Here is a 14,522-nt window from a genome sequence, read left to right on the forward strand (position 1 = left end):
TCGCCAAGTCATGCAGTGTGGTTGGTTTCAGCATGACAGAGTGCATGCCGTGAACCTCCCCGGCTTGAACGCCCGTTTTGGCCTTCCCTGTCCCGCTGCACCTGCAGGAATCTGCTCCTATCGCCCCAAAAATAAAAAAAACAACAATCTTTAAGAAAAGAGCCTTTTCTTTACTACCTATGAAGTCCTTCCCTGACCCGAACCGCTTCTTCCGGAAAATCGGTGATGATGGCGCTGCATCCCAAGTCGAATAGTCGCCTCATTTCGGCTGCTTTATTAATAGTATAGAGCCGTATAGGCATACCCATGCTCAAACAAGCTTGAATGATGACATCGGGGGCAGCACGAATATTCGGGTGGATGGCGCTTCCGCCAATTGCCTTTGCATAAACCCACGGCATGTATAGACCATCCCGATAAAGCGGTGCGGTTTCCAGTTCAGGCGCCAATTGGTGACAAGTCACCAAACTATAATGATTGAAGGAAGAAAGAATGATCCTATCCTCCATATTGTAGGCACGGACGAGTTGTATGACCTTGGCTTCCAAGCCTGGATACAGAAAAAGCGTGTTTTTCAATTCAATATTGCACAACAACTGATTATGGCTTAGCCAGATCAATAATTCCTCGAGCGTCGGTATTTTTTCTCTTCCCCATTTCCCCTTTGAACCGAAGGATGCATTGAGTGTTTTCAACTCCCGCAGTGTCCGATCCTTCACATATCCCGATGCATTTGTCGTTCGGTCGAGCTTCTCATCATGGATGATGATCACTTCCCCATCTTTCGAGAGCTGGACATCCGTTTCGATTCCATCCGCTCCGACGCGTGCCGCTTCATTGAACGCGGACATCGTATTTTCCGGATGTGTGCCTGCCGAGCCTCGATGAGCAAAGATTAAGGTCATGTTAACGTCCCCACCTCTCATAAACCGTCATATCCCACTTTATGAAAAGCAAAGCAAAAATATTTACATCAATATCAAGCCTTCAGCGGAATTCACTCAAGATGAAGGTGATTATTTTCGGCATAAAATGTTCCTTTCGTCATAACATTCAATTTCCTTTCCAGACTTTTGATTTGCAACCGTGTATCGGGAAACGCCATTTGTCCAATCATGATTTCCCCTTCCCCTTTAGATTCAAGCATATCCATGATCGATTTCCGTTTCCCATCAATTTGAAAAATTTGGGCGATCATACTTTCCAACCGCTTTCTGGTTTGTTCATATTGGAAATGCTGCACTTCAGTCCATTCACCAAGAAACATCTCATACACTTCAAGCTTTTCCTTGATCAATTCCAATTGTTCAATCTTTGATTTATATAAAAGCAAGGTCTGGTTCAATTCATCCTTGATAAGATTACGGTTAAACCCCTTAACATTAATGACCGTTTTCCGTTGCATACGGTTACCGATGATTGCCGCCCTCACCTTTGCTTGAGCTTCGATAACGCCGCCAATCAATTTCCCCTTTTTTTCATCAGTGAAAATATTCTTTGCTTTAAGGAAGCTGCCTAGTGAATATGATCCGATATGTATATTTTCCCCTGCTGTCAGGTGGCATTCATTGGCATGCTTCACAAAAATGTTCCTTTCTGCAGAAACCTTTGATAGGCCTTTACCGAATATGCCGCCTTTAATGAAAACGTCTCCCTCTTTTGATTTGATTTCTTTCACATTGCTTATACCGAGCTCACTTAGTATGGAAATATCCTTTGTAGCCGTCACGGAAAAATGGTCCACGACCGTCCCTTTAACCGTAACGCTTCCATCAAATTCGATATTCCCGGTTTCAATCCCTACATCTCCATCAATCGATAAGTGGGCGCCTACCGTGATCTTCCCATCCCTGAACTCCACTACCCCGTCAATCAACGCCCTGAGTACGATCTTACCGTCTTCCTCATATGGCGAAATCGTTTTTTTGTCATAAAGAAGATGTTTGTCTTTTCCTTTTCTAGGCAACGCAAGCCCTCCTGTAATCAACTGCCCCATTTCTCCTGAGGAAGGCGGTATCCTTTCACCGAGCCAATCGCCCTTCTTCACCTCATCAAGAAAACTCATATCATAATAATCAGCTTTACCATCTTCCCTGACCGCCGGTTTTCGCTCCGATCGTTTAAAATAGGTAATGATGGCATCCTTGCCATGGACTGGTTCTTTTCCAATCGCAATGACCTTACGATCGTTGATGGTCAGTTCGTTTTGCAAAACATTCATCAATATACCGTCTGTAATATGTTCCTTTTGAAGGCTCTCGAGAATATTTCCCACGATGGCTGAATGACTTTCTTTAAGGTGAGTTTCTGAACAATTGAGTTTTACACGTGCAGACATTTTATCCTCAGCCATGTCCAACTCGATCATGGGTTTCAGCCGTCCCACCGGAATTCTTTCCCCGGTAGCCTCCGTCAGGGCTTGTTTTAAGTCTTTTACATGCTCCAGCATGATTTGTGGGAACTTGAGCAAGACTGGGTTAAAATCCAGAATTGAAAAGCCGTTCAGAAAAACGGTTATATATACCAATCCAGACGCCGCTTCTAATACAAAATGCTCATTTTCTTCAAAGATCATGTATATGCCCCCTCATCGTACGATTATATATACCTATGATTATAATCTAAATATTAAGATAAAAGCCACAAAGGGTATCCCTTCACAAAAAGACTGAATATTACGATAATTAAACGAACAAAAACGCCTTTTATTTATTGGATTCTTCCTGCAAAATCCAATAAATAAAAGGCGTTTAATTTTTAGCCGGCATGTAAAAAGTTGAAGTTGCAAAACCACAAGCATCTTCTTCCTGTCTAGTGCCACCAGCAAGGGGATTCTTATTTATCTTTAGCGGCTCTAGCCTTTATCTGAACAATGGATTGATTACGGATCTTATCAACAGGTTCCCCGTATCCCTGTCAAGAAGCTTTATGTTCAAGACGGAGCTTGTCGGCGACCATCGCTATGAATTCGGAATTCGTAGGCTTTGCCTTAGTCATGCTGACGGTATAACCGAATAGGGATGAAATGGATTCGATGTTGCCGCGGCTCCAGGCCACTTCAATCGCATGGCGGATGGCACGCTCAACACGGCTGGCGGTTGTATTGTATTTTTTGGCAATATCCGGATACAACACTTTGGTGATCGACCCCAACAGCTCAATATCGTTGTACACCATGGATATGGCTTCCCTTAAATACAAATAACCCTTAATATGTGCAGGCACACCAATCTCATGGATAATGCTTGTAATGCTGGCATCCAGGTTCTTGGGCTTGGATTCATTTTGGGGGCGATAACTGAATTGGCTATGATTTTTCAAAACCGCCTGCCCTTTATTGCTCACCTGACGAATATGATTGGCCAAATTCTCCATATCAAAAGGCTTCAGGATGAAGTAGGACGCGCCCAAATCAACTGCTTTTTTCGTGACATCTTCTTGACCAAAGGCAGTAAGCATAATTACGTTAGGCATGGCACCCCGTTTTACTTCACGAAGCTTCTCCAATACACCTAACCCATCTAAATGAGGCATGATGATATCGAGGATCAATATATCGGGATCAACGTTTTCCAGCATCCCCAGGCAATCTTGACCGTTATGGGCTACCCCGATTACCTCCATATCTTCCTGTGCAGAAATGTATTCTTCCAGAAGGCCAACAAGTTCTCTATTATCATCTACAACGCACACCTTAATTTTTTTCACGCTTGATTTCCTCCTCAACTACAATTGGTCTTTTTTTCTATATGACTAAATTCTATTGTAATTGAACTTTTCGACAATGGAAACTAAATTCCTTTTATTTTTGAAAAAATATAAGGAATTCAATATTATTCTCCGGATATCTCTTGTTTTCGACTTCGTTTGCTATTCGAATAAATCGATTGTCGAAAAATCTTCACATCGTTATCATTTTATCACATCGTTTCAAAAAAACCTCCTACTTTTTAAATAAAACAGCTGTAAATCCTTCGCTTCTCCCCATTTGCCGATATTCTCTCCTTGGCTCAATCAAAAAAGGGCATCCTAAAGGATACCCGGTCTTCAACTTGCCTTTTCATAATTATCTTTGTCGTATATATTGATACCGGCTTCGTTTAACATCCATTCAATATGGACTCCATACCCACTTGTAGGATCATTGACAAATACATGGGTGACTGCACCGATTAATTTCCCATTTTGTATGATAGGACTGCCGCTCATACCTTGAACGATCCCGCCCGTTTTTTGAAGCAATTCTTTATCCGTCACTTTCAAGACCATTCCTTTGATGGCAGGAAATTTTTGAGGGATGGAACTGACGATTTCCACATCGAATTCTTCTACTTTGGAGCCATCCACCACAGTCAGGATTTTTGCTGGTCCTTCCTTTACCTCATGGGAAAGGGTGATGGGAAGTGCTTTGTCACTGATCCCATTTTCGAAATCCTGGTTTAATTTTCCAAAGATTCCAAAGGGACTATTTCGATTGATATTGCCTATTTTTTCTTTATTGGATGAAAAGCGTGCCAATTTTTCTCCCGGATCACCATTACTTCCCTTTTCAATGGAAGTGACCGTCGATTGAACAATTTGTCCATCCTTTACAACAATTGGTTTTTTCGTGTCCATATCAGAAATAACATGCCCCAATGCCCCATATTTTTTCGAATCCGGGTGATAAAAGGTCATCGTTCCTATGCCAGCTGCTGAATCACGGATATATAAACCCAATTTGTATGTTCCTTCATTCTTATCTTTCAAAGGTAAAAGGGTACTATGAAGCACTTCGTTATCACGATTGATGACAAGTTTCAACGCTTCCCCCTTCTCACCTGCCTGCTGAACAAAAGGGGTTACATCCCCCATCTTCTTTATCGTCTGACCATTGATTTCTGTAATAATATCGCCGATTTCAATCTTCGCTTTTTCTCCTGGTGATTTTTTCCCCTGCGCAGTATCAATGAGATGATGACCTACAACGAGCACCCCAAGAGTATTAAGTTTCACCCCGATGGATTGGCCCCCGGGCATGACTTTAAAGTCCTTCAACACCCGAATGTCGACCTTTTTGGCAGGCAATCCCGCCACATCAAGTAACACTTCATTCGTTCCTGGTTTCTCGGCACCAAGTGTAATTGAAGCTTGCTCATCATGAAGCGAAATCCCGTCACTGGATCCCGAAACTTTTGCAGAAACAGGCAATGATTTGGAAATACTATATTGACTTCCTTCAAATAGTACAAGATGATTTGGAATTAAAAAATATTCACGAGATGGCTGGTATAACCCTAATGTTAATAGCGAAACAAGGAGAATTCCACCGATGATCCTGTTTATCCATATAAATTTCAATCCATTCACTCTCCTCGCTCTCTGAAACTTTATGGCTACACCTTTAATTTAGCCCTCATGACAATCATTTATAACAGGAGCAAAAAATAAAAGCTATCCGTTTTTGGATAGCTTTACAATGAATGCTTATAAGGAAGTTAAAAAATGTTCATAATCTTCTTACGCGCCAATCAAGAAGTGATCTTCAGCCTTTTCGCCAGCTGTATTAACTCATTGGCATGCTGCTTCGTCAAGTCGGTAATCTCGACCCCTGAAATCATCCTGCCGATTTCTTTTATTTTTTCCGTTTCAATCAAAGGCTTCACGGAGGTATTCGTCCGTCCTGCCCTGACATTTTTCGCAATGAATAAATGGGTATCCGCCATGGCTGCGACCTGTGGCAAATGAGATATGCACAAGACCTGAGACCCCGTTGCCACTTTATAAATCTTCTCGGCAATGGATTGTGCAACCCGCCCGCTGACACCGGTGTCCACTTCATCGAATATAATCGAGGTAATGCCTTGATGCTTGGAAAAAATGCTTTTCAGCGCGAGCATGATACGCGACAGCTCTCCCCCCGAGGCAATTTTGGAAAGTGGTTTTAATGGTTCGCCGGGATTCGTGGAAATATAAAATTCCATGGAGTCCAGCCCGGACTGATTGATCCCCTTATCTGACAACTCATCGAACGTATAAGCCGTTTGATGGAAATGAGGTTCGAAAATTGTTTTTTCCATGTATAAATCTTTTAATTCCTGATGGATCTTTTTTGTAAGCTGTTGAGCGAACCCCTGGCGTAATTCAGACAGGTTCTTTGCTTCAACAATTAAATCGGCCTTAATCGATTTCATTTCCTTTTCAAGCTTAGCTATATGCGTTTCCCTATTAAGCAGCTTTTCGACTTCCTCTTCAATGCCTGCGCCATATTCGAGGATTTCTTCGATCGACCGTCCGTACTTCCTTTTCAATTGATTTATTTCATTTAGGCGTCCCTCAATGAATTCAACACGTTCCGTATCATAATCCAAAGAATCCAATTGATCTCGGATGTTCGATACGGCTTCCTCAAGCAGGAAGTAACTATTGGAGACGATCTCTGAGCTGGCTTTTAGCCCCTCATCCAGCCCTGCCGCCTCTTCCATGTTATTCATGGCTACCGACAGCCAATCAATTGCATGCTGCTCACCGTTTAATGCATTATAGCTCGTTTGCAGCGCTTCATGGATTTTCTCGAAATTATTAATTTTTTTCCGCTCTTCCATCAATTCTTCATCTTCCTGAAGTTTCAAGTCGGCTTTTTGGATTTCATCGAATTGAAATTGGATCAAGTCAAGACGGTGAACCATTTGCTGCTCATTTTGACTTAAATCATTCAATTGCTTCGAAGCGGATTCATATTGTTTATATAGCTTTTGGTATTCTGTAAGTGCAGACGAGATTTTTTCACCGCCAAATTGATCCAGCAACGGCAGATGGAGTCGTTCATCCATTAATTCCTGATGTTCATGCTGGCCATGGATATCAATCAGTGTCCGCCCTATCTCACGTAAAATGGCAATCGTCACCAGTTTTCCATTTACCCGGCATACGCTTTTTCCACTAAGCGAGATGTCTCTTCGAAGAATGGCCATCCCATCATTCATGTCCAAGCCGAATTCTTCCGCCTTGGCAAAGACCGGATGTTTTTCATCCTCTATTTGAAACAGCCCTTCTATTTCTGCTTTTGACTCTCCATGACGAATAAACTCGGAGGAACCACGCCCCCCAACCAAAAGATGGACGGCATCTATAATAATTGATTTACCTGCCCCTGTTTCACCGGTCAAGACAGTCAAGCCTTTCTCGAACGAAACGGACAGGCTGTCTATGATCGCAAAATTCCTAATCGATAGTTCTGTTAACAAACGGGTCACCTCACAAAATTATTAGAGCATGTCCAAGAATTTGCCGGAAATGATCTTTGCATCTTCCTCAGAGCGGCAAATGATCAAGCACGTATCATCGCCGCCAATCGTTCCGAGTATTTCTTGCCAATTCAAATTATCAATCAATGCACAGATTGCCTGGGCATTACCCGGAAGCATTTTCATGACGAGTAAATTGTTCGCTGCATCGATGCGTACGAAAGCATCTACGAGGATTCTCTTTAATTTTTGAAGCGGGTTGAAGCGTTGATCGGCAGGCAGGCTGTATTTATACCTTCCATCCGTTAACGGGACCTTTACAAGGTGGAGCTCTTTGATATCCCGCGATACCGTGGCCTGAGTCACGTTGTATCCAGCCAATTTCAGTTCTTCAACCAACTCATCTTGCGTCTCGATATCGTTATTGGTGATAATGTCCCTAATTTTTATATGTCGTTGTCCTTTATTCATAAGCAGAAGCACCTCTTCTCAACTGTTGTTCATGTATTGGTTATGCGCATCACTTTCATAGATAAAGCTGCCGGTTTAGTAAGGCTTCGCAATCTTCACTGCGTGCAAATAGCCGCCCCTACGGTGGTTAATATTAATGGTAGCGGATTTTTATGCAATTGTACAATTTTTTCTCTAAATGGCATGCGTTGCGCTTTCATTATTTGTTTCTATACTGCCAAGGCTCCTTCCAATGATTCCCTAGAAGGTAAAAAGCTCCTTTTAGCCAACCATTCAGCCAAAGGAGCCCTTAAAGTTCAAGCTATTCTTTTTTAAACTGGGCATGTGCTTCCGAAACGATCTCATCAACCGTTTTGGATAGCTTGAATTCTCCATCTTCTTTGGATCCTTGCCAATGTAAATGAAGCAGGAATTCAATATTTCCATCGCCCCCTGTAATCGGCGAGAAGGAGGCATCCAAAATATCGTAGCCTTCTTTTTTTGCAAAAGAAATGATTTTATCCAGCACCAGCTTGTGAATTTTAGGATCACGAACGATTCCCTTTTTTCCCACTTGATCCTTTCCAGCTTCGAATTGCGGTTTCACTAAGGCAACGACGTCACTGTTAGGAACCAGCAGGGTCTTTAACACAGGTAAAATTAAGGTGAGCGAGATGAAAGAAACATCGATGCTTGCAAAGTTCGGCATCTCCCCATCCAGATCTGCCGGTGTAACATAGCGGAAGTTGGTCCGTTCCATCACTTTTACCCGTTCATCCTGCCTAAGCTTCCAAGCAAGTTGATTATAGCCGACATCCAGTGCATAAGACATCGTCGCACCGTTTTGCAAAGCGCAATCGGTGAACCCGCCAGTTGATGATCCGATATCCAGGAGGATTTTCCCGTCCATTTGCAAGTCGAATTCATTTAAGGCTTTCTCCAGTTTCAGACCGCCTCTTGACACATAAGGCATGACTTTACCTTTGATCGTAAATTCGAGATCGACTGGCACCTTTTCCCCCGGCTTTTCGTACCTCTCTTCATTTGCGTAGACAAGACCGGCCATAACCATCCGCTTAGCTTTTTCACGTGTATCGGCCAAGCCCTGTTCTACAAGCAATACATCTACTCTTTCTTTCATTACTTTCATATTGTCAGGCCCTTTTTTCTTTTTTGGGTGTTATCATTTTTATCTTTTTAATGGCAGTTTCGGTCGTTAAGCCAATTTCTTCAAGCAATTCATCGACACTTCCATGTTCAATGAAATAATCCGGAATGCCCATTCGATCGATGATGGCTCCATAAAAGCCCTGATCATGTGCATATTCCAGTACAGAACTTCCAAAACCGCCCTGCAGCACAGCTTCTTCTATCGTCAGGATCGGCATTTTTTCACCGAGGAGACTGCTTAGCATCTTCTCATCCAAAGGCTTAATGAACCTGGCATTGATCACCTTAACGGAATAATCCTCTTTCTCCAGCCGTTCTGCAGCCTCAAGGGCCATCGGAATCGTTGTGCCGAACGTTAAGATGGCAGCATCCGTTCCTTCTTTCAGAACTTCCCATGATCCGATTGGTATCTGCTTTAATTCGGTATCCATCGCAACGCCCCAGCCATTTCCGCGCGGGAAACGCATAGCGATCGGGCCATCATTATAGCTTATGGCCGTATTGACCATATGCTGACCTTCGTTTTCGTCCTTAGGCATCATCAATACCATATTCGGAACATGCCGTAAGAAAGCAATATCGAAAACGCCTTGGTGCGTTTCCCCATCGGAGCCAACCAACCCGGCACGATCAATGCCAATGAATACGTTCAAATTCTGGCGGCAGATATCATGGACCACTTGGTCATAGGCCCTTTGGAGAAAGGTCGAATAAATGGCCAGGAATGGTTTCATTTTTTGCGTAGCCAAACCAGCTGCAAAAGTGGCAGCATGCTGCTCGGCAATCCCTACATCATAGAAACGCTCAGGGAATTCTTGAGCAAACCCCACCAATTTCGAACCGACCGGCATTGCAGGTGTTATGGCGACTATCCGTTCGTCTTCACGGGCAAGCCTGCTGACGGTATCGCTCACAAGCGCACTCCAAGCAGGCCCTTTAGTAGGGGATTTGACGAAATCGCCTGTTTCGATCTTGTATGGGCCTGTCCCATGCCAATTTCCTGTAGTGTCCAACTCGGCTGGGGAATAGCCCTTGCCTTTTTTCGTGATGACATGCAGCAGGACCGGTCCCTTCGTTTTCTTGGCATATCTTAAATTCTCCAGCAGTTCTTCATAATTATGGCCATCGACAGGGCCAAGGTATGTGAAACCGAGTTCTTCGAAGAAAATTCCTGAAACCAATAAATACTTCATGCTATCTTTCAAGCGTTCGGCGGTAGCTGCAAGCTTTCCTCCGACGGCAGGAATTTTTTTCAATAGCAGCTCCAATTCATCTTTTGCCCAGTTATATTTACCTGCCGTACGCAATCTTCCCAATATGGTGTGCAATGCTCCAACGTTAGGGGCAATCGACATTTCATTATCATTAAGAATGACGATCATGTCCTTTTTTTCGTCCCCGATATGATTCAAAGCTTCAAGTGCCATGCCGCCTGTAAGGGCTCCATCACCGATTACAGGTAAAATGATACTTTTTTCACCTTTGATATCACGGGCAGCAGCCATTCCCATGGCAGCCGAAAGGGAGGTTGAACTGTGGCCGGTTTCCCATACATCATGGGGGCTTTCAATCATTTTCGGAAAGCCGCACAGCCCTTTGTATTTCTTTAAGGAATCGAACTCCCCAGCCCTGCCTGTCAGGATTTTGTGGACATATGATTGATGTCCGACATCCCAAAGGATTTTATCATTGGGACTGTCAAACTCTTTATGCAACGCAATGGTCAATTCCACGACTCCTAAATTGGGGCCGATGTGCCCGCCGGTGACCGATAGTTTTTCTACAAGGAATTTACGAATATCCACACTTAACTCGACTAGTTCTTCATTATTCATCTTCTTCAAAAAAGAAGGGTCTTTTATAGATAGAAGATCCAAATAGGACCACTCACTTTCTGTCATTTTCGGTTGGAAGTAAAACAAATCCTCATCAAGAGGGATATATTGAAGACTTGACCGAAAAATTGGTTTTAAGTTAAAAATAGCCGCCAACACCCAGGTGATTTCGGCGGCTTCATTACCTATTTAATCACGTAACTCCATTAAAAAAGCGATCTTGTTTTTCACATATTTTTGCACAATGAGTATACCATAAAACCTTAATTGATAACAAATTTAGCCACAATCAATGATTTCGGGTGGCTATTAAATCCGTCAGCTCATTCAGCAAATCTGTTTCCAGGGCCGTTTTTGCTAAAGAGGCATGGGCAAGGCCAATATGCTGTTCAAGCTTCTCCTTCGCCCCTTGGAGCGAAAGCAGTGAAGGATATGTGCTTTTATGGTTTCCTTCATCACTGCCAACCGGCTTGCCAATCAACTCAACAGATCCTTCAATATCCAGAATATCATCCCGTATCTGAAAAGCAAGCCCTAGGTGGTAGCCAAAGTCCCGCAAATGCTGAAGCTGCTCTTCATTCGCTCCTGATAATATGGCTCCGGAGAGAACACTTGCCGTCAGCAGCTTGCCCGTTTTATGTTCATGGATATACTCCAATTCCCTGAGGGTCAACTGCTTATCTTCACCTTCCATATCGGCGACTTGACCGCCAACCATCCCCTCTGCTCCGGCAGACTTGGCAATTTCGCTTACAAGGTCCAGTTTCATTTGGGCCGTCACCTCGGGATCGTTCATACCCGAGATCAATTGGAAGCTATATGTAAGTAAGGCATCACCGGCAAGAACGGCTACGGCCTCACCGAATACCTTATGGTTCGTCGGTTTTCCGCGGCGGAGATCATCATCATCCATCGCGGGAAGGTCATCATGAATCAAAGAATAGGTATGGATCATTTCAATCGCTGCCGCTGCCGGAATTCCCATTCTCAAGTTTTTCCCGAATGCCTCCAACACCGCAAAAACCAATAAAGGGCGTATTCTTTTTCCGCCGGCTTCGAGTGAATAGGTCATCGCCTCTTTCACCACAGCCGGAGCGTCAAGCTTCTTGATGTATTCAATGATTTCCGTTTCGATTATTGCTTTGTATTCTTTAGAAAAAAGATCGAAGGATGTTGGACTCATGTTATTCTTCCTCCTGGACAACGAAGTTTTCAAGTTCGCCGTCTTCCCGTAAAATTTGGGTCAGCTGATCTTCAACCGCCTTAAGCTTCGTATGACAAAGCCTGGATAAGTCCATACCTTGTTTATATATGGAAATGGCTTCTTCAAGGGGCACATCGCCCTCTTCAAGCTGTTCCACAATTTTCTCGAGATTCTCCATCGCTTCTTCGAATGTAGCTTCCTGTTTTTTTGTCATGGTTCAATTCGCTCCTTAATATCTTTAATTTCACACTCAAGAGTGCCATCCTTTATGGAAACGGCTATCTTTTCCCCAATGGATACCTGCTGCGTGCTTTTCACGAGCGTCTCATCTCCAGTAAAAACCAACCCATAGCCCCGTTCCATGATTTTCAACGGGCTGAGGGCAGATAATGTGGCCGTCATATGGACGAACTGCTGCGATTTATGCCGATAGATTGCTTCCATCGCCCGCCGCAATTTTTTTTCATGCTGCTGCAATTCTTCCTGAGCATTTTTGACCGCTTGTTCAGGATGCTGCTTCTTAAGAATATCGTTCAATTGGTTTAGCCCATCCTTCTTTTTCAAGAAGTACCGGGTACTTGTCTTCAAAAGCCTGTCCTTCGTCCTGTCAAGCTGTTCAAGCTTTTGTTCATACATTTTATGAGGATAACGGAAAGCATAGGATCTCTCCATCCTCGTCAATTTGGTGCGTTCAAAATTCACCGCCTCACGAATCGAACGGGTCAAGCGATTCTTTCGGTTCATCAGGCGTTCCAGTATTTCATTCAGATGCGGGACCGCTAGCTCTGCTGCCCCTGTCGGTGTCGGCGCACGCATATCAGCGACAAAGTCTGCAATCGTAAAATCAGTTTCGTGTCCGACAGCAGAAATGATCGGAATATCGGAATCATAGATCGATTCAGCCACGATTTCTTCATTGAAAGCCCATAGCTCCTCGATCGACCCGCCGCCCCTTCCAACTATGAGCACATCGCTCTCCGCCCTTGCATTAGCCATCGTGATCGCTTTTGCAATCGATTTAGCGGCATTATTCCCTTGGACAAGCGCAGGGTATACGATGACCTTCGCAATAGGGTACCTCCGCTTGATGGTAGTCAGGATATCCCGCAATGCAGCACCGGTCGGAGAGGTAATGACCCCTACCGATTTTGGGTACTGCGGAATCGTTTTCTTATGTTCGGCCAAAAACAACCCTGCCGCTTCCAGCTTTTTCTTCAGCTGCTCATAAGCCAGATACAAATCGCCCACTCCGTCCGGGGCCATGCTTTTCACATAAAGCTGATACTGTCCGCTCGCTTCATATAATGAAATATCACCCTTTACAAGTACCTTCATTCCATTTTCGGGCAGAAATTTCATCCCCTTGGAATTAGCGGCAAACATAACGGAGAGGAGGCGGGCCTTTTCATCCTTGAGCGTAAAATACATATGACCGCTCGTATGTTGTTTAAAATTCGAAATTTCACCTTTTATGTACACATTTTGTAAATGGGGGTCGGCGTCAAACTTCCTTTTAATGTACTTCGTTAATGCCGACACGCTCAAATATTGCTGGTTACTCATATCATGTCTCCTTCCGACGGGAATCGGATATAAAGAAAGCTCACCTATAGGTTACACGTAATACGTCATTAAAATTTATGAATGGAAAAAAGCGGTCTCCCGTTATTATAAAACAAGAGGTCCGCTTCTTTAAATGTTTTAACGCTTTTTTCAGCTTTTTAATGCTGATTTTCTCTGTTCAAATGTTTTTTGAGCAGATTTGACCGTATTCTTCATAAGCATGGTAATCGTCATGGGACCGACGCCTTTAGGAACAGGGGTAATGTATGAAGCCTTGTTTTTCACTTCTTCAAACGCCACATCACCGCAAAGCTTTCCTTCATCATTCCTGTTCATCCCGACATCAATGACGACCGCACCTTCCTTAATATGATCACTTGTGATCGTATCCCTCTTACCGACGGCTGCCACGACCACATCAGCTTGCTTGGTGAAATACGCAAGATCCTTTGTCTTTGAATGACAGTATGTAACGGTTGCGTTCGCATTTAAAAACAATTGTCCGGCTGGTTTCCCGACGATATTGCTTCTTCCGACAATGACCACATGCTTTCCTTCAAGCTCATAGCCAATATGCTCAAGCATCACCATAATCCCGTATGGCGTACAAGGTAAGAAAGCATCCTGACCGGTCATCATCCGCCCAATGTTAATCGGATGGAACCCATCCACATCCTTTTCCGGGGAAATCGCTTCAATGATCGCCTTTTCAGAAATATGCCCTGGCAATGGCAGCTGCACCAATATGCCATGAATGCTTTCATCCTGGTTCAGTTCATCGATGCTCTGCATTAATTCATCCTGAGATAGATTTGCAGGCTTTTTGATCAAAACGGAATGCATCCCCACGTCTTCACAGGCTTTTTGCTTATTGCGTACATAAGTCTGTGAGGCTTGGTTATCACCGACGAGGATGACAGCCAAACCCGGGACCATATCTTTTTCACGTAAATGTTGAACTTCCTTGCTGATTTCCTGCCTAACTGCCTCTGCAATTTCTTTACCATTAATGATTTGAGCTGACATGTGTATATTCCTCCCAAGTTAATTTTGCTAAAGAAATTGCCGGGAGAT

12 protein-coding genes are annotated in these 14,522 nt (G+C 43.7%); all 12 read right to left on the reverse strand.

What is annotated here, in order from left to right; genetic code table 11:
* Window positions 1-173 precede the first annotated feature (173 nt).
* The 12 genes from CVN76_RS13070 to folD all read right to left on the reverse strand — a co-directional run bounded on the left by CVN76_RS13070 (window position 174) and on the right by folD (window position 14,474).
* Window positions 174-905: a glycerophosphodiester phosphodiesterase gene (locus tag CVN76_RS13070; RefSeq protein ID WP_100531619.1), complete on the reverse strand. Its 732-nt coding sequence runs from the start codon at window positions 903-905 to the stop codon at window positions 174-176.
* A 92-nt stretch (window positions 906-997) separates the two neighbouring features.
* On the reverse strand, window positions 998-2,575 hold the full coding sequence (locus tag CVN76_RS13075) for a DUF342 domain-containing protein (protein ID WP_100531620.1): 1,578 nt from the start codon (window positions 2,573-2,575) through the stop codon (window positions 998-1,000).
* Between the two features lie 341 nt (window positions 2,576-2,916).
* A complete protein-coding gene (spo0A, locus tag CVN76_RS13080; RefSeq protein WP_061144398.1) occupies window positions 2,917-3,708 on the reverse strand; it encodes a sporulation transcription factor Spo0A in 792 nt (263 codons plus the stop codon).
* 339 nt (window positions 3,709-4,047) lie between these two features.
* Window positions 4,048-5,340 (reverse strand): SpoIVB peptidase, encoded by a 1,293-nt coding sequence (gene spoIVB / locus CVN76_RS13085; RefSeq protein ID WP_100531621.1) that lies wholly within the window; start codon window positions 5,338-5,340, stop codon window positions 4,048-4,050.
* 170 nt (window positions 5,341-5,510) lie between these two features.
* The gene (recN, locus tag CVN76_RS13090) at window positions 5,511-7,226 is read right to left on the reverse strand and encodes a DNA repair protein RecN (RefSeq protein WP_100531622.1); all 1,716 of its coding nucleotides are present in this window, start codon (window positions 7,224-7,226) and stop codon (window positions 5,511-5,513) included.
* A 21-nt stretch (window positions 7,227-7,247) separates the two neighbouring features.
* Window positions 7,248-7,697, reverse strand: a complete 450-nt coding sequence (gene ahrC / locus CVN76_RS13095; protein ID WP_061144401.1) for a transcriptional regulator AhrC/ArgR — start codon at window positions 7,695-7,697, stop codon at window positions 7,248-7,250.
* Between the two features lie 301 nt (window positions 7,698-7,998).
* Window positions 7,999-8,826 (reverse strand): TlyA family RNA methyltransferase, encoded by an 828-nt coding sequence (locus tag CVN76_RS13100; protein WP_061144402.1) that lies wholly within the window; start codon window positions 8,824-8,826, stop codon window positions 7,999-8,001.
* Window positions 8,827-8,830: 4 nt separating this feature from the next.
* Window positions 8,831-10,723 (reverse strand): 1-deoxy-D-xylulose-5-phosphate synthase, encoded by a 1,893-nt coding sequence (gene dxs / locus CVN76_RS13105; protein ID WP_100531659.1) that lies wholly within the window; start codon window positions 10,721-10,723, stop codon window positions 8,831-8,833.
* A 247-nt stretch (window positions 10,724-10,970) separates the two neighbouring features.
* A complete protein-coding gene (locus tag CVN76_RS13110; RefSeq protein WP_100531623.1) occupies window positions 10,971-11,864 on the reverse strand; it encodes a polyprenyl synthetase family protein in 894 nt (297 codons plus the stop codon).
* A 1-nt stretch (window position 11,865) separates the two neighbouring features.
* The gene (locus CVN76_RS13115; protein WP_061144404.1) at window positions 11,866-12,099 is read right to left on the reverse strand and encodes an exodeoxyribonuclease VII small subunit; all 234 of its coding nucleotides are present in this window, start codon (window positions 12,097-12,099) and stop codon (window positions 11,866-11,868) included.
* Window positions 12,096-13,448, reverse strand: a complete 1,353-nt coding sequence (gene xseA, locus CVN76_RS13120; RefSeq protein WP_100531624.1) for an exodeoxyribonuclease VII large subunit — start codon at window positions 13,446-13,448, stop codon at window positions 12,096-12,098. Before xseA ends, CVN76_RS13115 begins: the two co-directional genes overlap by 4 nt.
* A 150-nt stretch (window positions 13,449-13,598) precedes the next feature.
* Entirely contained in the window at window positions 13,599-14,474 is an 876-nt protein-coding gene (gene folD, locus CVN76_RS13125) for a bifunctional methylenetetrahydrofolate dehydrogenase/methenyltetrahydrofolate cyclohydrolase FolD (RefSeq protein WP_100531625.1), read from the reverse strand.
* Window positions 14,475-14,522: the final 48 nt, after the last annotated feature.

This window comes from Bacillus sp. mrc49 (assembly GCF_002803435.1).